This is a genomic window from Cellvibrio mixtus subsp. mixtus J3-8, assembly GCF_000766945.1.
In the GTDB taxonomy this organism is placed as follows: Bacteria; Pseudomonadota; Gammaproteobacteria; order Pseudomonadales; family Cellvibrionaceae; genus Cellvibrio; species Cellvibrio mixtus_A.
The window spans coordinates 456,290-474,098 of sequence record NZ_KN266208.1 but is presented as its reverse complement, the minus strand read 5'-3'; the positions used below and the strand labels follow the sequence as shown (position 1 = coordinate 474,098).

Annotated in this window: 11 protein-coding genes; 4 read left to right on the top strand and 7 right to left on the bottom strand. The window is 47.6% G+C overall.

Annotation, left to right across the window (positions count from 1 at the left end; translation table 11 throughout):
• Positions 1-153: 153 nt before the first annotated feature.
• The 5 genes from A596_RS12535 to A596_RS12515 form a co-directional block, all read right to left on the bottom strand.
• The gene (locus tag A596_RS12535) at positions 154-1,278 is read right to left on the bottom strand and encodes a glycoside hydrolase family 43 protein (RefSeq protein ID WP_039915160.1); all 1,125 of its coding nucleotides are present in this window, start codon (positions 1,276-1,278) and stop codon (positions 154-156) included.
• Between the two features lie 79 nt (positions 1,279-1,357).
• The gene (gene manD / locus A596_RS12530) at positions 1,358-2,566 is read right to left on the bottom strand and encodes a D-mannonate dehydratase ManD (protein WP_039915158.1); all 1,209 of its coding nucleotides are present in this window, start codon (positions 2,564-2,566) and stop codon (positions 1,358-1,360) included.
• Between the two features lie 54 nt (positions 2,567-2,620).
• Positions 2,621-5,521: a glycosyl hydrolase 115 family protein gene (locus A596_RS12525; RefSeq protein WP_052417469.1), complete on the bottom strand. Its 2,901-nt coding sequence runs from the start codon at positions 5,519-5,521 to the stop codon at positions 2,621-2,623.
• A 118-nt stretch (positions 5,522-5,639) separates the two neighbouring features.
• Positions 5,640-7,298 carry a glycoside hydrolase family 43 protein gene (locus A596_RS12520; RefSeq protein WP_039915156.1) on the bottom strand — a complete coding sequence of 553 codons (1,659 nt, stop codon included), beginning with the start codon at positions 7,296-7,298 and terminating at the stop codon, positions 5,640-5,642.
• A gap of 79 nt (positions 7,299-7,377) precedes the next feature.
• Positions 7,378-8,913: an endo-1,4-beta-xylanase gene (locus A596_RS12515; RefSeq protein WP_235425730.1), complete on the bottom strand. Its 1,536-nt coding sequence runs from the start codon at positions 8,911-8,913 to the stop codon at positions 7,378-7,380.
• On the opposite strand from A596_RS12515, the gene A596_RS23550 reads away from it, so the two are divergent.
• Positions 8,912-9,193, top strand: coding sequence for a hypothetical protein (locus tag A596_RS23550; protein ID WP_235425712.1), 282 nt, complete (start codon positions 8,912-8,914; stop codon positions 9,191-9,193). The two genes, A596_RS12515 and A596_RS23550, sit on opposite strands and share 2 nt — an antisense overlap.
• A gap of 209 nt (positions 9,194-9,402) precedes the next feature.
• On the opposite strand, the gene A596_RS12510 is transcribed toward A596_RS23550, so the two are convergent.
• Together A596_RS12510 and A596_RS12505 are read right to left on the bottom strand one after the other, a co-directional pair.
• Positions 9,403-10,848 carry a sugar porter family MFS transporter gene (locus A596_RS12510; RefSeq protein WP_052417468.1) on the bottom strand — a complete coding sequence of 482 codons (1,446 nt, stop codon included), beginning with the start codon at positions 10,846-10,848 and terminating at the stop codon, positions 9,403-9,405.
• Positions 10,849-11,044: 196 nt separating this feature from the next.
• The gene (locus A596_RS12505; RefSeq protein ID WP_235425729.1) at positions 11,045-11,761 is read right to left on the bottom strand and encodes an NUDIX hydrolase; all 717 of its coding nucleotides are present in this window, start codon (positions 11,759-11,761) and stop codon (positions 11,045-11,047) included.
• A 421-nt stretch (positions 11,762-12,182) separates the two neighbouring features.
• Here A596_RS12505 and A596_RS12500 point away from each other — a divergent pair, with 421 nt between their 5' ends.
• The 3 genes from A596_RS12500 (at position 12,183) to A596_RS12490 (ending at position 17,791) form a co-directional block, all read left to right on the top strand.
• Positions 12,183-13,667 (top strand): xylulokinase, encoded by a 1,485-nt coding sequence (locus A596_RS12500; protein WP_039915152.1) that lies wholly within the window; start codon positions 12,183-12,185, stop codon positions 13,665-13,667.
• Between the two features lie 61 nt (positions 13,668-13,728).
• The gene (gene xylA, locus A596_RS12495) at positions 13,729-15,060 is read left to right on the top strand and encodes a xylose isomerase (RefSeq protein ID WP_039915150.1); all 1,332 of its coding nucleotides are present in this window, start codon (positions 13,729-13,731) and stop codon (positions 15,058-15,060) included.
• Between the two features lie 271 nt (positions 15,061-15,331).
• Positions 15,332-17,791, top strand: a complete 2,460-nt coding sequence (locus A596_RS12490; RefSeq protein ID WP_052417467.1) for a glycoside hydrolase family 3 N-terminal domain-containing protein — start codon at positions 15,332-15,334, stop codon at positions 17,789-17,791.
• The last annotated feature ends 18 nt before the right edge of the window (positions 17,792-17,809 follow it).

Genomic DNA, 17,809 nt, shown 5'->3' with positions numbered 1-17,809 from the left:
AGTGCAAAAAAACCAATTAACGGCGCACGGATTTTGGTTTTTGTAATTGCGGATATATGGTCATGTTGCGGTTCGCAAGCTCACCACAACCTACGAAAAAAAAGCCCGAATAGCAAAAACTATTCGGGCTTTTTTATTTTACGGAAAAACGAATTAATCCAAATATGCATCAATCGTTTGGATGGTGCCGTCATCCAGGTGGGTTAGCTCGGTAACTTTGATGTTGCGCAAATGGGTTTTGCCACCGGAAAGTTGTGAATCGTGGTAAAACAAAAACCATTTGCCTTCGTGTTGTACGATGGAATGGTGATTGGTCCAGCCGAATACGGGGGTCAGCACGATACCTTTATGGGTGAATGGACCGTACGGGGTATCACCAATTGCGTAGGCGATGTAGTGGGTGTCGCCAGTGGAGTAAGACAAATAATATTTGCCGTTGAATTTATGCACCCAGGCACCTTCAAAGAAACGACGATTGGTATCGGTGCCGAGCAAAGGTACGCCGGAACCATCCAGAATTTGTACATCTTTCGGTGCTTCGGCAAATTGCAATAAATCATCACTCAATTTGGCAATTTTCGGGCTGAGTGCGGGTTCATTACTTGCAGGGTATTTATCTTCAGTGACGTAACTGCCGCTGGTCCAGCGTTGCAGTTGCCCGCCCCAAATGCCACCGAAATACATGTAGTAAGCGCCGTCGTCATCTTTAAATACGGCGGGATCAATACTGAAACTGCCTTTGATCGGTTCCGGTTCGGCTTTGAATGGGCCGGTTGGTGAATCACTGGTGGCGACGCCGATCTGGAAAATATTTTCTTTATTTTTTGCCGGGAAGAATAAATAGTATTTTCCATTTTTCTCTGCAGCATCGGGGGCCCAGAGTTGGCGGCTGGCCCAGGGAACATCTTTTAGCGTAAGCGCTTCACCGTGATCGGTGACCGCATTGGTTGCGGTATCCAGCGAGAACACGCGGTAATCCTTCATATCAAACTTATCGCCTTCGCCATCGGTGGTGATGCCGGAATCGATATCGTGTGAAGGATAAATATATAACTTGCCATTAAAAACGTGGGCCGATGGATCAGCGGTGTAAATATCCCTCACCAACGGTTGGTTCAGAAATTTAGCGGGGTCCACGGATGGATCTGCAACTAATGGTGCAGTGGCAGGAGCTGCTGCGGATTCAGTTTTTTCCGGGGCGGATTTGTCTTGACAGCCGATCATAAAAGCGGCGCTGCTGATGATGCTGGCAGCAAGGAGTTTTTTTTGTAATGTCATGCGCTTGCTCTCTCTTGCGGGGTTGTGTGATTGCCGTTGTGTCAGGCGTTGGTTTTTGGTATTGCGGCAGGCACTGGGTCTACCAGTGCCATAGGGTACCATCTTCCAGGCGGTTCACGGGCAAACAAGCGCGTTTGTAGGGATATTTTGCGGCAAGCTTCTCATCGATATCCACACCATGGCCAGGTGCTTCGCCGGGGGTGAAATAACCGTTATCAAATTGATAGGCATGGGGGAATACTTCTTCCATTTGCGCGCTGTGCGCCATATGTTCCTGAATACCGAAGTTAGGTACCCAATAATCAAAATGCAGCGCGGCACCCATGCACACGGGCGATAAATCCGTTGCGCCGTGGAAGCCGGTGCGCACATTGAACAGGCTGGCGAAATCCGCAATACGACGCACGTGGGTGATACCGCCGGCATGCACAATGGTTGAGCGAATGTAATCGATCAGTTGATTCTGGATCAGCTCACGGCAATCGTGGATTGAATTAAATACTTCGCCGACTGCCAAGGGTGTTGTCGTGTGATGGCGAATTAATTTAAAGGCTTCCTGATTTTCAGCAGGTACTGCATCTTCCATCCAGAACAAATGGAATGGCTCCAGTTCTTTACCAAGGCGCGCCGCTTCAATCGGTGTTAAACGGTGGTGCACATCGTGTAATAAATGGATATCGCGACCAAATTCTTTGCGCACTTCAGCAAATACTTCAGGAATAAAATTCAAATATTTTTCGGTGGACCAAACTTCGGTTGAAGGTAAATCGGCATCTGCCGGCTCGTAGTTTTTTTCGCTTTTGGAAACACCGTAGGTTTTTTCGATGCCGGGAATACCGCATTGGATGCGGATTGCCTGATAGCCTTTTTCGCGTGCTTTGCGCACTGCTTCCAGTGTGGAATCCAGATCTTTACCGTTTGCATGGGTGTAAGTCAGGATGCGCTCGCGGCTTTTTCCGCCGAGCAATTGGTACAGCGGCATATTGGCAAGTTTGGCTTTGATATCCCACAGCGCTACATCAATCGCGGCCAGGGCAGTCATGCCAATCGGCCCGCGACGCCAATAGGCGCCGCGGTAAAAAAACTGCCAGATATCTTCAATTTGTTGCGGGTCGCGGCCAATTAATGCGGGAATTAAATAATCCTCAAGATAAGAAACCACGCTTTTTTCGCGGCCATTGAGTGTTGCATCGCCGATGCCATAAATGCCCTGGTCAGTGGTTATTTTGAGCGTTACAAAATTCCTGCCGGGGCAGGTGACAATTACTTTTGCATCAACAATTTTCATTCAACAGCTTCTCTACAACGTCAGGTTTTGGATTGTGTTCACTCTGTTTTTTTATTAATACCGACGGCTTTCTTCCGGACCCAAATAACTGGGTAAAAGGCCGCCGGTATCGATCACTATTTTTTGCAGGGTTACGCCCGGATCGAGGCCGTAAATACGCACTTTATGCGCGCCTGCGGTGTTGATCTTGTGACTGGTTCTCGCCGTGCGCACATCGGTGCGCGCAGTTTCTTCCCAGGTGGCATTGCTCATATCAGCGGTGAGGTCTACCACTTGAGGTAATTCGTTGTCGATCGCAATGGCGTAACGTAAACCGTGTCCGGGAATCACTGGCCAGCTCGGGGCAAAAAATCCTTGCACGTTAAATTCACCACTGCCCAGGGTAAAAATATCGTATTCCACATAAGGCGCATCATCGGCTTTCGTAAAGTGCTGGTCGGTGACGGGATACACCGAAATGGATGAGAGGGTTCGCCCATGCTCCGGAATTTTCTCCCAGCGCAGCTTATTGCCGCTCGCCAGTGCAACAGTGTTTTGCCGTTGGAAATGTTCTGCTTCTATGGCGATAAATCCGTCAGCCTCAACAAAGCCTTTACCTTTTAGCGCAGAGGTTTTAATACCAGGATTAAATGCCTTGACGCCAATGCTTGCTCCGCCCCAGCCGGTACCCGTGATCTGGATGCGACCTGTGTGTTCGCCTTTGGGCACCTTATTCCAGTTAATACTCACCTTGAGTTCAGTTTCGGCGTTAACTTGTATACTAGTATGATTTAGTATAATCCAAGGCACGCTGCTTTGGGCAGTAGCTGTGAAAGATTTTTTGCCTTTATTGAAGATAGTTAACGTTCTTTCCTGTTTGCCGAAGGGGTCAAAACGACCTAATTGATAAGTGCCGGCACCAGGCCAGGCTGATGCAATCCCTTCCACCGCGATGCCCATTTCATCTGCTCCGTGCGGTTCGTAAATCTGGACCACTGGCAGGGTATCTTCGGGCGGATTATTCCAGTTGCTGTAACCAATATGCGGCTGCGACATAAAGTGGTTCCACTTGCCGCCATTTAACTGATGGTATTCCTGTTCGAGCGCTGCATCCGCCGCAAATAACTCGCGCACCTTATTGGCGTAGTCATTGGCAGTTGCGCGCGCTTGTTGTGCATATAAATGGTTTTTGGCTTGTGCATCATAAAGTCCGGTAATAATTGCGCTGGCCTTTGCCGGGAATAACACCAGTTGATAAAACGCATCGCGTTGTTCCACCGGGATTTTTTTATACAAGGCTTCCGCGCGCGCCGCGTACGATTCTATCTCCGCCGTCACGCGATCTGCTTCGGCGTAATTCAATTGGCTATAAATTGTTGCATCTTGCAGTTCCGGTTTGCGCCGCAAATTGTGCCGCGTGTAGCCGGTCATAATCGCGGCAATTTCTTTTGCATGTTCTTTGCCAAATTCGCGTTCCGCCCAGAGTGTTGCAAATTCCGGAATACGCTCTTTGGGCCAGGCTTCCGGATTCCACGCCATATTCAGGAAAAATTCGATGGGGTACTCCATCGGTTTTAAATCGCCCACGTTGACGATCCAGATTTTATTGGCTTCATATTCGTAAGCCAGATTCATCTGTTCCCAGATTTTTGCGATGGATACCGTATTAATCCAGCGATAGGAACGCGGGCCGCCAACGTAATCAAAATGATAATAGACGCCGGCACCACCGACGCGTTTGCGTTCTTCGGGTGTTGGCAAGCGGCGGATGTTGCCCCAGTTGTCATCGCACCACAGCAAAATAACATCGTCCGGTACGCGCATGCCGCGCTCGTAGAATCCCTGGACTTCTTTATAAAGCGCCCACACCTGCGGTACTTCAGTGAGTTTTTCTTTACCGAATTGATCGGTGAGGATTTCGCGCTGGTCATGCACAATTTTTTCCAGCAGTTGGATATTATCGCCTTCACTCATCGGCTCATCTTGCTGGCCGCGCATGCCGAGTGTGTAAATACTTTCGTAAGGTTTATTGCGCTTAACACCGTCCACCCAGAAGTTGTAAAGGTTCTGCGGGTTTTTGGAATATTCCCATGGACCTTTGCCGTGACGATTCCATTCTTTATCGGCGCGCATCATGGGTTCATGGTGGGATGTGCTCATCACTATGCCGTATTCATCGGCCAGGACCATGTTTTGCGGGTCGTCATCCGCGAATGCATTATTCCACATGGCAGGCCACAGGAAGTTGGCTTTCAGGCGCAATAATAATTCAAATACTTTTTCGTAAAATAGGTGATTGTAATTGCCGTATTGTTCGGTGACCCAGCCGGTTAATGCAGGTGCTTCATCATTCAAGAAAATGCCGCGATATTTCACTTTTGGAATTTCTGTGACTTGAATTTTTTTGTTGATAAAAATTGTATTTTTCTTTTTTACCGGGACATCGGCCCACCAATACCAGGGGGAGACACCAATTTGTTCGCTCAAGCTGTAAATGCCGTACGTGGTTCCGCGCTTATCCGCACCGGCGATTACCAATGCCCGTTTTACATTCGGCAATGGCTGCTCGACGACCTGCACCAAAAATCCATCCCATTGGCCGCGAATTTTGCTCACATCCAGTTTTTTATTGGCAATCATTTGTTCGATTAACCGGCTTTTGCCTATAGAACCAATGATGACTAGCTGGTGATTATTTTCATTGATGGTATTAACCAGCGCGGGTTTCTTGCCGGTAACTTTTTCAATATCGCTTTGCAGGTTTTTGGTGGCGCGTTGTACGCCGGGGAAATCATTATCATCAATGATTAAAGCGGTAGCCGATGTTTTATCAACCAGTGTGAATTGGTTGGAGCCTGAATTAGCCAACCATGAACTTTCGCCCAACGCAAATGAGGCTGGTGTAATTATTAATAAAAGCCAGAAAATTAAAATCTGTTTCCCGATACGAAAAAATGATATGCGGTTGATAGGCATGGAAATCCCCTCGGAGTGATTCGCTTTTTTAGGTGGGGTTGTATTAATGTGCTACGAAAATGAGCTCCGGAGGGAATGCCGAAGCTCATTAATATTGTGTTTTCTGATGTTTTAAACGTTATTGTTCAGACCTTGCATGTATGCCAAGAAGCGTCCCCACAAACCCGCCTGCTATTTCAGTGCTAAGAATTTTTGCATCGGCATTTTCCAAAACTACTTTACGTTCACCTTTTTTATTGGTGTAGTAAAAACTGATTTTCCCGGCCTTGCCTTCAATATCCAATTGGATAGGTTTACGTAAATCAGTTACCAACTGTTGATAAATAATTTTTGGTGCGGATTTATTGGCTTGTTCGATAAATAATTCCATTCCTTTTTTCTGCTGGCGAGCACCAAAATAGTAATGTGCTGTTTCGCCCTGAAACGCCACGATACCGGCAGATGTTTTCCTTTTTGGCACTTCAAATTCGACACTGGCACTGAAATGTGTATGTTGTTGGCGACGCCCTAAAAATGCGGGTTGTTCCAGGCTGTCAAGTTTCACGTTCAATGCTTGCAATTCAATCCCGGATTTTGTGAGTCGGTAAAATGGGGAATCACCGGTGCGTAAACTTACCCATTCAAACCCCAGGGGTTTCGTTGAAAAATTATCTGTGCGAATAAAATTTCCCGTCAGTTGATCGGGATTCGCCGTTACTGCTTTAATTGCAGGTTTTTTATGGTGATAAGGAATTTCCTTGCCTTGTTCAAGAATTACCGGCCAGCCATCCTTCCAGGTCACCGGTAATAAAAACGTTTCGCGACCGGTGTTGTAGAGCGTTTTATCGTAAGCGCGTGTGGCGAGAAATACGGCCCACCAATCGCCTTCTTTGGTTTGTACAAAATCGGCATGGCCGGCAGTCGTAATCGGGTTGGCTCGATCTTTATTTAAATCGCGTTGGGTCAGGATCGGGTTTTTTTCATAAGGTACAAAAGGTTCATGCAAATTTTTGCTGCGGAAAATAACTGCTGAGTGATCGTAAGCGGTACCGCCTTCTGCGCACAGCAAATAATACCAGCCGTTAATCTTGTAAATATGTGGACCTTCAATCCAGATAGGTTTTTTGGAAATGTCTGTTCCGCCATTTACGATCACGCGCCCGGAATCTTTCACCACCTTTTTGTTTTTAAGGTCAAATTCCCACAGCCAGATTGCTCGATGTCCGTTATAAAGTGGTTCACCTATCGGACCATCATTGTGGGCAATATACGTTTTACCGTCATCATCAAAGAAAATATCCGGATCTATACCGCCAATTTCCGGCAACAAAATTGGTTCTGACCATGGGCCCGCAGGGTCGTTTGCAGTTACCAGGAAATTTCCGCGCACATCCACCAGCGTGGTGATCATGTAAAAAACACCATTGTGATGGCGAATGGTTGGTGCGTAAATTCCGCGAGAAGTTTGTTGCTGTTGTAACGGTAATTGTGTTGGTGTGGTCAAGACATTCCCGAGGGATTTCCAATTCACTAAATCCTTGCTGTGAAATATGGGCACGCCGGGTGAATACGAGAAGGAGGAATTCACTAAATAGTAATCGTCTCCGGCGCGGGTAATACTGGGATCGGGATAAAAGCCGGCAAGAATGGGATTGCGATATTCATCGGCGTTTAACGGCGTTGTAAAAACAGTATCTTTTCCCTCATACCTGAATTGTTTGAATTCAACACTTGCAGCTTGCGATAAGCCTGCTGTAGTGATTGCTGTGGTAAATAATAAATTGTGAATGACCTTCATTTTTTTTACCCTTCTTAAAAAAACGGGCAGCGATTTGCACGGCTGCCCGAGGGAAGATTTTTAACTGTATAAATTCATTTTACAGGTTGGTACAGGCAACGCCTTGTAATGCATCAGCAAAGCCGCGCAGTGCAGGTTTGTCGTTGTAGTTGCTATCAAACAACAATGGCCAGGAAATTTTTTCATTGTTGAATTCAGTTCTGTATAAATCATTTAACCATGTGTTGGCGTCAGTGGTGCCCCAGACGCTAATACCACCACGCAATGCAGCGGGTACTGTATCTATATAGGCTTTGATAATTTCACAGTAACGTTTTTTCTGCGCTAATGCGATGCTTTGGGTAAAGGTGCTTACTTTATTGGCGGGATAGCTGTCGCAATAGGGTTGGTTGATCGCAACATCCAATTCGGTAATTTTCACTTTCAAACCTTTGTCGACAACACGTTTCATCGCTGCCGCAATTGAACTTGCGCTCGGATAATTCTGGCAAACGTGCATCTGGAAGCCGACACCATCAATGGGAATGTTGCGCGCTTTAAAATCGGTGAGCATCTCTTCCAGTTTGGTCATCTTGGCACCGTTTTGTTCGATGTTGTAATCATTGTAATACAGCGTTGCTTCCGGTGCGGCAGCGCGTGCAGCGAGGAATGCTTTTTCAATATAGATAGCACTGTTGCCGCTTTTTATATAAAACGTTGAATCAACGGCGCGGAAGGTAGATGGATTGCCATCGGTCAGTGCTTCGTTCACAACATCCCAACTATGCAGGTTGCCTTTTGCTTCAAAGTGATCCACCACTGTGGTGATATGTGTTTCCAGCGCGGTAATAAAATCTGCTGCGGACCCTGACCAGCTTTTCATAAAGGCGGGCACCTGGTACTCCGCATGCCAAACCAATGCGTGTCCGTGTACGGTCATGTTTTTACTTTTGGCGTAATCGACAAATGCATCCGCATTGGCAAAGGTGAAATTACCTTGCGTGTTTTGCAGGTAACTCATTTTCATAATATTGCCGGCGGTCATTTGTTCGAAATGTTTTTCCACAAGGGCCTTTTCGGATGCGTTGGTTAAAATGTTGTAAGTTGGCGAATCATTATTGGATACCGCAACACCGATGGTGAAATCTGCAAGCTCGCGCAAACTATTTACGTTGGCGGAGTAAACGCTTCCAGTACTGGAGCTTGAACTTGCGGTTTGTTTGAGTGTGACTTTACCGCTTTTAATGGTAACGGTTCCGGTTGGTGTACCTTTGGCTTGCACGCCGATTTGCACATCGCTATCAAGCTGGTTGAATTTTTTATCGCCTTCACTGATGGTACAGGTAATTGCCGTGTCGGTTCCGGCGGTGAGTAATTCATTGCCTGACCAGCAATTCCATTCGCCCGCCCAATCGCCGCCTTTGATTTGCGCAAATATTTGCAAACTTGTACCGGACGCTTTGAATTCAGGGCTGACATTTACCACCATATCGATAATGGCATCTTCCAGTTGTATGGGTTTGGCCAAGTCGGTTACTGCACCTATTCCGTCCCCGCTTGCAGTAAAGCTCACGCCATCGCTATTCATATTAATACCGGAGTTGCCGGTGCCATTGCCGCGCCAGCCGCTGGTCATGTTCAAGGTAATTATTGTCGTTGCTGCTGCACTGGAGCTACTCGCCGGCACAGATGACGAACTGCTGCTTGGTGCTACTGAACTCACTGCTGATGAGCTTGATGGCACCACACTGGCTTCCGATGAGTTGCTCAATGAGGAAGAGCTAACCAGTGCAACGCTGGAGCTGCTTGAAGTAACTGCGGTACTTGAGCTACTGGCAGGTTTTGACCCGCCGCCACCGCTACCGCCGCAGGCCATCAGGCTAAGGGATAAAAACGTTAAGCATAAAAGCTGGTGATTGGATTTCATTGTTATAGTCTCTTGTCTTATGGTTTATTGTTGTAGTCAATTACACCATAAGAAAAAAGCCTTGTATACCAGTATGGCAGGGGGAACTGTAAGGATTTATTTAGTGGCGGGTTGGTTTGTCAATGGCCAAAAAAAAAGCCACCCGAAGGTGGCTTTTGCAATGCGCGAGCGCATTTTTTTGAAGTGATGATGCAGGGTTTAGCCTTGCATTTGCTCCAGCGTGACACCTTTGGTTTCGCGTACCCACCAGATCACAAAGAATACTGAAAAGAGCGAGCAGAGCATGTAAATGCCGTAAGCACCGGACAAACCGAGAGCCGATCCAAGCAACATCGGGAAGGTCCAGGTGATCAGGAAGTTGGCCAGCCATTGCGCCAGGCCTGCTACCGCCAAACCACTGCCGCGGATCTGGTTGGGGAACATCTCGCCCAGCATGATCCACACAATCGGGCCCCATGACATATTGAAGAAAATTACATAAAGGTTGGCGGCAACAAGGGCCAGTATGGCGAGGTTACCTTCCAGCATCAGTTTGCCGTTTTCATCTACCGGTGCGTCGGCAAACGCATAGGCTACCAATGCCAATGTAATCGTCATACCAACAGAGCCGATCAGCAATAATGGTTTACGGCCCACTTTATCCACCAGGAAGAAGGTAATAAAGCACGCGCCGATAGAAACAACGCCTGACACAATGTTAATCATCAATGAGTCATTTTCAGAGAAGCCGGCCGCTTGCCAGAGTACCGCGCCGTAATAGAAAACTACGTTGATGCCTACGAATTGCTGCAATATTGCCAACCCGATACCAACCCAGATAATCGGGCGGATGCCGCCTTTGGTTTTGTCGATTAAATCCGAAAAACTGGGTTTGTGATCGTGGGCGATAGAGTTGTAAATGTCCGCTACGGTTTGCTTGGCGGTGGTGGCACCATAGAGCTTGGTCAATACCGCCAGTGCCTGTTCGTTTTTACCGCGAGTCACCAAATAACGGGGGCTTTCGGGAATTGCCAGCAATGAGAACAGGAATATTGCAGCTGGAACGACGCCTACCCAGAACATCCAGCGCCAGGCTTCGTATTCCAGCCAGAACGGATGGATAGAACCGCCTGCTGCATGAGCCAGTGCGTAGTTGCTGAGGAATGCAGCGGTTAAACCGGAAATGATCGCAATTTGTTGGATGGAGCTAAGCTTGCCGCGAAACTCGGCGGGAACCAGCTCACTGATGTAGGCGGGACAAATAATACTGGCCGCACCAATCGCCAAACCGCCGATAAGGCGATAAATCACAAATTCGGTAGAAGAGGTGGCGATACCTGCGCCCCATGAGGACAAAATAAACAATACGGCCGCAATAATTAACACACTGCGACGACCATAGCGATCAGATAATGGGCCCGCGAAAAAAGCGCCGGTAGCGCAACCCAATAAAATACTTGCCACATGAAAGCCGGTACCGGCTGCTTCTGAATTAAAGGCTAACTTGAGGCCGTCAAAGGTGCCGTTGACTACACCGCTATCAAACCCGAACAAGAATCCACCGAGGGTGGCGATAATACTAATGATGACGATGGAGGTCATGTTGCGCTCTTCCGCAACGACAGAAACCCCCGCCGATCCAGAATCTATTGGTGCATGGCTCATGTTTGATACCTGTTATTGAATTATCTTTACTGTTGTTTTATGCCGCCAGGACGGCGGGTGGTCGCGGATCTTAACTCATTATAGTTTTTGTGACTATATGTCATTGTCAGGTTATTTTTGGAGCTTTTTTGTTGTTGTTCGAAGCCCCTTGTGGTGAGGGGGCCCGTATATTTCACGTTCTGTATTTCAGGTTTTTTTATATCTCAAATGCAAATCCGGATTCGCTCAGGTGCTTGTATGCATCTGCATCAAACCGGTAAAGGCTGGCGGCGCGATGGGGAACACCCTGCTGCTTTTCGTTGCATGGCGTGAGCAAATTCATCTTCATAATCTTGCGGCGGAAATTGGGTTTATCCAATTTGGTATTCAGGATGGCTTCGTAAAGTGCCTGTAATTGCAGCAAGGTAAATTTCTCTGGCAGCAGGTTGAAGCCAATCGGTTGATGGCAAACCTGGTGGCGCAATACTTTTAAGCCATGGGCGACGATTTCGGCGTGGTCATACACCAGGTCCGGTAAGTTGTTCACGCTTTGCCAATTCACATCCGCCGCGCTCTGGCCGGCGACCAGTGAAAACTTATCGGCACTCACCAGCGCGTAATAGGCAATGGTCACCACACGCTCGGACGGAAAGCGATCGACGCGCCCAAAGGTTTTCAGTTGCTCCAGATAGAGATCGCGTATACCTGTCAATTCTTCCAGTAACCGGTACGCCGCGTCGCGCAAGTTTTCGTCGTAACGAATCCAGCCGCCGGGTAGTGCCCATTTGCCCTCATGCAGCGGATCGGTTTGCTTAACCAGCAGGATTTTCAGTTCATCATTATCCAAACCGAAAATCAGGTTATCGATGGAGAGCGCTTTTATCACATCGCCAGAAAGGTTCAGTGGATTGATGTTGGTCTGGCTACCGGGAATATGGGTATTGGGCACTGCAATCTCCCTGGAGGCTTGCGTTAGTTAATTGTTATGGGCATCTGGTTTTCAGTTGCTTGATAGGTCAGGTCAATGGCGCATTGTATAAGCCGATTTGGTAATGGTCGAGGCCTGTTCAGCGGATTGTCATGCCATCGGTTCTGGCTATTTATAGCTTGTCAGATGTAACCGGTGCCATTTTTTCGTGCAGGTGCAGCCTGCGCCACAAAATTAATCTTTTTTAACAGAGTTTTTGTCATTGCATATCTTGTTGTCAGATAGACAATAAGCTATGCTTGTTAGCAAGCCAAATCCTGCTGCGGCGTTGTTAACGATAAAAATGCAGCGAGCTGATCAAACTTGCCGGTGTTTTGGATCCGGCCAACAGGTTTTGAAAACATTCTTCAACTATTTGTGAGCCTTTATGCTGTTTCTCGGTATTGATGTTGGTAGTTCCTCGGTCAAGTTATCGGTGCTGGATGGCCAAACCGGCAAGAGCCTTGGGGCTTTGTCCCATCCTGATTCCGAATTGGCCATCGACAGCCCGCAACCCGGTTTTGCCGAGCAAAACCCGGATACCTGGTGGGATTGTGTGCGCCAGGGTTTTGCGCGTTTGGTAGCGCGCGGCAGTTTTAACCCACAACAAATTGATGCGATTGGAATCTCTTACCAAATGCATGGTTTGGTGGTGGTCGATAAAAACCAGCAAGTACTGCGCCCTTCTATTATCTGGTGTGATAGCCGTGCCGTTCCTTTCGGCACCAAGGCGTTGACCGATCTCGGACACGATTATTGCTTCGGTCATTTATTAAATTCACCCGGTAATTTCACTGCGGCAAAATTGCGTTGGGTGCAAGAAAACCAACCGGAAATTTTTTCCCGTATTCATAAAATTATGCTGCCCGGTGATTTTATTGCGATGAAATTATCCGGCGTCATTAACACCACCGCTTCAGGTTTGTCTGAAGGCACTTTGTGGGACTTCAAAGAAAATCGCGTTGCCACTGAGTTGCTCGCGCATTGGGGAATTGATGCTGCATTGATTCCGGATATCGCGCCGAGCTTTGGTGTTCAATCGGTTGTAAGCGACTCAATCGCTGCCGAGTTAGGTTTGCGCTCCGGTGTGAAAATTTGTTACCGCGCCGGCGATCAACCGAACAACGCCTTCAGTTTAAATGTATTGGAGCCGGGTGAAGTTGCTGCAACAGCGGGAACCTCCGGGGTGATTTACGGTGTGACTGATCAACCGGCAGCCGATACCGAATCGCGCGTAAATACTTTTTTGCATGTAACCAGCACAGAAGAGAAAAAACGCAATGGCGTCCTTGTGTGTGTGAATGGTTGTGGCCGCTTGTATTCCTGGTTGCGCCAAACCATTAGTGCTGCCGGCGCAACGCCGTCATATCCACAATTAAATGAATTGGCGCAAGCAGTGCCAGTGGGTAGCGAAGGTTTGTTATTCCATCCATTTGGAAATGGTGCAGAGCGAATTTTCCAAAATAAAAATCTGGGCGCGCAGTTGCGTAACCTTGATTTCAATCGCCATGGTTTGGGTCATATGGTGCGCGCCGCACAGGAAGGCATAGTGTTTTCGCTCAACCAGGGTTTCGATGTTTTGAAATCATTGGGGGGCAGTTGCGAGGTAGTTCGTGCCGGTAAAGGCAATATGTTTTTGAGCGATGTGTTTGCACAGACTTTTGCAAACACTACGCAAGCCGCAGTAGAAATGTTTGAAACCGATGGCGCTGAAGGTGCAGCACGCGCAGCGGCATTGGGTAGTGGTTATTACGTTTCCGCAAATGAAGCGTTTACCGGACTGACGCGTTTGAGTGTGGTAGAGCCACAGGCGGCGCAGTTTGCCCGGTATCAGGATGCTTATCAAAATTGGGTTGCATTGTTACCAAAATAATCCGGTTAGCGATAAACAGTTTTTTGAATTGTGTTAGTAAAAATTCCTCAAGGTGAAAATTATGAGTATTGTTCTCGGTAGCAAAGAATACTTCCCCGGTATTGGCAAGATTGGTTACGAAGGTCCGGATTCTGACAATCCATTAGCATTTAAATACTACGATGAAAACCGCGTAGTTGCCGGCAAAACCTTGAAAGAACATTTCAAATTTGCCACCTGCTACTGGCACAGCTTCTGCGGCGCAGGCCACGATCCTTTCGGTCCAGGTACAAAGATTTTTCCATGGGCCGCAACGCAAGATCCAATTGCGCGCGCGCATGAAAAAATGGACGCAGCGTTTGAATTCATCACCAAGCTGGGCACTCCTTACTACTGCTTCCACGATGTGGATCTGGTAGATGAAGGTGCATCGCGCGCAGAAACATCCAAGCGTTTGCAAACCATTGTTGAGTACGCTAAACAAAAACAAGCAGCTTCCGGCGTAAAATTGTTGTGGGGCACTGCAAACCTGTTCTCCAACCCACGCTACATGAACGGCGCATCTACCAACCCGGATTTCAATGTAGTGGCATATGCTGGTGCGCAATTGAAAGACGCACTGGATGCAACCATTGCACTGGGTGGTGAGAACTATGTGTTCTGGGGTGGCCGCGAAGGTTACATGAGCTTGTTAAACACCGACATGAAACGCGAACAAGAGCATCTGGCGCGCTTCCTGACCATCGCTCGCGATTACGCACGTGGACAAGGTTTCAAAGGCTATTTCTTTATTGAGCCAAAACCAATGGAGCCTTCAAAGCACCAATACGATTTCGATGCTGAAACGGTTATTGGTTTCTTGCGTCACCACGGCCTGGATAAAGATTTCAAATTGAATCTGGAAACCAACCACGCCACTCTCGCTGGTCACACCATGTGTCACGATATGCAAGCTGCTGCTAACGCTGGCATGCTGGGTTCACTCGATGCCAACCGTGGCGATTACCAAAACGCATGGGACACAGACCAATTCCCTTACAACATCAATGAAACTGTTGAGATGATGTTGGTGTTCCTGCGCGCGGGTGGTTTGCAAGGTGGCGGTGTGAACTTCGATGCGAAAGTGCGTCGTAACTCTCCGGATCCGGTTGATATGTTCTACGGCCATATTGGTGGTATGGATACATTTGCGCGCTCATTAATTATTGCCGACAGCCTGATCCAGCAATCTCCGCTGGAAAGCCTGCGTAAAGAGCGTTACAGCAGCTTCGATTCAGGTAACGGTGCCGCATACGAACAAGGCAAGCTGACCCTGCAACAACTGGCCGATATCGGTAATAAAGGTGGCGAACTTACTCTGCAAAGCGGACGCCAGGAGTTGTACGAAAACATTATTAATCGTTACATTCGTTAATAGCTGCGTATTGCGCTAACGATTTTTCTAGCAAAGCCTCTGGCCGCTAATTATTGTCCCAGCAATGGGGCAATAATTAGCGGCTTTTTTGTAGGTGTTATTTGTTCCTTTCCCACAAAAAATGCGATAAAAAATGTAAAACCAGGAACGTAAAATTGCACTTGCGCTAGAGTTACGCGCACAGGCGATTTCATTCATCTCAAGAAGTTTTCTCAAAAAAAACAATAATATTGTTAACTCAAAAACACACCGACCCCTGGAGGATAACGGCATGCGGCCCTCATGTTTTCATCGGCTAAAAATATTTTTCGCAAGTGCAATTTTTTTTGCCATTCCTGCGAGCTCAATGGCGGCAGAGCCTATCTATAAAAACCCGGATAAACCTATTGATGCGCGCGTGAAAGATCTGCTCAAGCGCATGACCCTGGAAGAAAAAGTCGCGCAATTGCAAACCGTGTGGGTTGCACGGCAAAAGCTTGAAACAGACAGCGGCGAATTTACAGCGGAACACGCAAAAGAAATTCTGGGTGGCGGTATAGGGCAGGTTGCGCGCCCGGCAGAAAACAAAGCCACGCTCACGCCCAATAAAACCCCGGCGCAAACATTGGCATTTACCAATGCCGTGCAAAAATATTTGCTCGAAAACACTCGCCTGGGAATTCCCGCAATTTTTCATGAAGAAGCGCTACATGGTCACGCTGGCCGTAATGCTACCAGCTTTCCGCAAGCGATAGGTTTGGCGAGCACCTGGGATCCCGCCACTATCGAACAGGTTTACACCATCGCGGCGCAGGAAATGCGTGCGATAGGTACACATCAGGCGCTGGCTCCGGTACTTGATGTTGCGCGCGATCCGCGCTGGGGGCGTATCGAAGAAACCCTCGGTGAGGACCCATATCTGGTTTCGGAATTGGGTGTAGCCAGTGTGAAAGGTTTTCAAGGTGCCGGTGACGGGATTGGTAAGGACAGGGTGATTGCAACACTAAAACACCTCGCCGGTCATGGTGAACCTACCGGTGGGCTAAATACCGCGCCCGCGCCTATTGGTGAACGCAGTTTGCGTGAAAATTTTTTGCCACCATTTGAAGCGGCCGTAAAAATCGCGCATGCACGCAGTGTGATGGCCTCCTACAACGAAATTGATGGTATTCCCTCCCATTCCAATGTGGATTTGCTGCAAAATATTTTGCGCGGTGAATGGAATTTTAATGGCGTCGTGGTAAGCGATTATTTTGCGATTGCGGAATTAATCAGTCGCCATCACCTGGCTGCCGATAAATCAGGAGCTGCTTTAATGGCGATGACTGCAGGTGTTGATGTTGAAACGCCTGATGGTGATGCCTATAAAAATCTTATCCAGTTGGTGAAAGATAAAAAAATCACTATTAAACAAATTGATCAATCAGTTGCACGGGTGCTGCACGAAAAATTTGCACTGGGATTATTTGATAGCCCCTACACTAATACCACGAATGTGGATGACTTTGTCGGTAATGCCAAACACGCCGCGTTCGCACAGCAAGTTGCAGAAAAATCGATAATCCTGTTAAGGAACGAAAAAAATATTTTACCGCTTAATAAATCCACACTTAAATCTATCGCATTAATTGGTCCGCATGTTGATGAAACCTTAATTGGTGGTTACAGCGATGTGCCGAAAAAGACGGTGAGCATTTTGCAGGGCTTGCAAGAATATCTTGGTGGTGGTGTAACAATACACCATGAAAAAGGTACATTACTCACCATTGAAAAATGGCCATCCGATCCTGATTCAGCGTCCGCAAATTCTCGCTCCAAACAGCGCTGGCATACCGATGAAGTGGTATTGGCAACAAAAGCAGATACGAAAGGCATGATCGAAAAAGCCGTTGCAGCAGCCAGGAAAAGTGATGTGGCAATTGTCGTTATCGGTGATAACGAAGCAACGTCCCGTGAAGCCTGGAGTGATAATCACTTGGGGGATCGCACCAGCCTGGAATTATTGGGCGAGCAACAGGAATTGGTCGATGCAGTATTGGCAACGGGTAAACCCGTCGTAGTGTTATTAATTGGCGGTCGTCCGCTGGCGATTAGCAAACTCGCACAAACTGCGCCGGCTATTTTGCAAGGCTGGTATTTGGGGCAGGAAACGGGCCGTGCCGTGGCTCGCGTTTTATTCGGCGATGTAAACCCTGGCGGAAAATTGCCGGTCAGTGTTCCGCGTTCGGTGGGTCACTTGCCGGTTTATTATAATTATAAACCCGCTGCAAAACGTGGCTATGCGTTTGATAAAACAGATGCGCTCTATCCTTTCGGTTACGGTCTGAGTTATACGCAATTCAATTATTCGGAGATGAGCTGGAATAAATCACAACTCAACGCAGGCGAGACGGTAGATATTAGCGTTTCTATTACGAATGCCGGCACGCGCGCAGGCGATGAAGTAGTGCAGCTATATATTAATGATCCGGTAGCCAGTGTAACCCAGCCAGTAAAATTACTGCGTGGCTTCAAGCGTATTCATCTTGAGCCAAAGCAAATTGCGCGTGTGACTTTTACACTGGCTGCCAATCAACTGGGATTTTATGATCGCAATATGAATTTTGTGCTGGAGCCGGGAAAAATTAATTTGATGATTGGTTCCTCATCGGCGGATATTCGTTTGAAAGGTGAGCTTGAGGTTGTTGGTAAAGTGGCCGATATCAGCAAATCCAAGGTATATCTCACTCCGGTTAATGTCGCTTTCCATTAATGGCATTGTGAATAAAAA

Bases quoted from the DNA above. Each gene is read 5' to 3' on its own strand.
- A596_RS12535 (WP_039915160.1), bottom strand. From the start codon at position 1,278: ATGACATTACAAAAAAAACTCCTTGCTGCCAGCATCATCAGCAGCGCC.
- manD (WP_039915158.1), bottom strand. From the start codon at position 2,566: ATGAAAATTGTTGATGCAAAAGTAATTGTCACCTGCCCCGGCAGGAAT.
- A596_RS12525 (WP_052417469.1), bottom strand. From the start codon at position 5,521: ATGCCTATCAACCGCATATCATTTTTTCGTATCGGGAAACAGATTTTA.
- A596_RS12520 (WP_039915156.1), bottom strand. From the start codon at position 7,298: ATGAAGGTCATTCACAATTTATTATTTACCACAGCAATCACTACAGCA.
- A596_RS23550 (WP_235425712.1), top strand. From the start codon at position 8,912: ATGTTCAAGGTAATTATTGTCGTTGCTGCTGCACTGGAGCTACTCGCC.
- A596_RS12515 (WP_235425730.1), bottom strand. From the start codon at position 8,913: ATGACCAGCGGCTGGCGCGGCAATGGCACCGGCAACTCCGGTATTAAT.
- A596_RS12510 (WP_052417468.1), bottom strand. From the start codon at position 10,848: ATGAGCCATGCACCAATAGATTCTGGATCGGCGGGGGTTTCTGTCGTT.
- A596_RS12500 (WP_039915152.1), top strand. From the start codon at position 12,183: ATGCTGTTTCTCGGTATTGATGTTGGTAGTTCCTCGGTCAAGTTATCG.
- xylA (WP_039915150.1), top strand. From the start codon at position 13,729: ATGAGTATTGTTCTCGGTAGCAAAGAATACTTCCCCGGTATTGGCAAG.
- A596_RS12490 (WP_052417467.1), top strand. From the start codon at position 15,332: ATGCGGCCCTCATGTTTTCATCGGCTAAAAATATTTTTCGCAAGTGCA.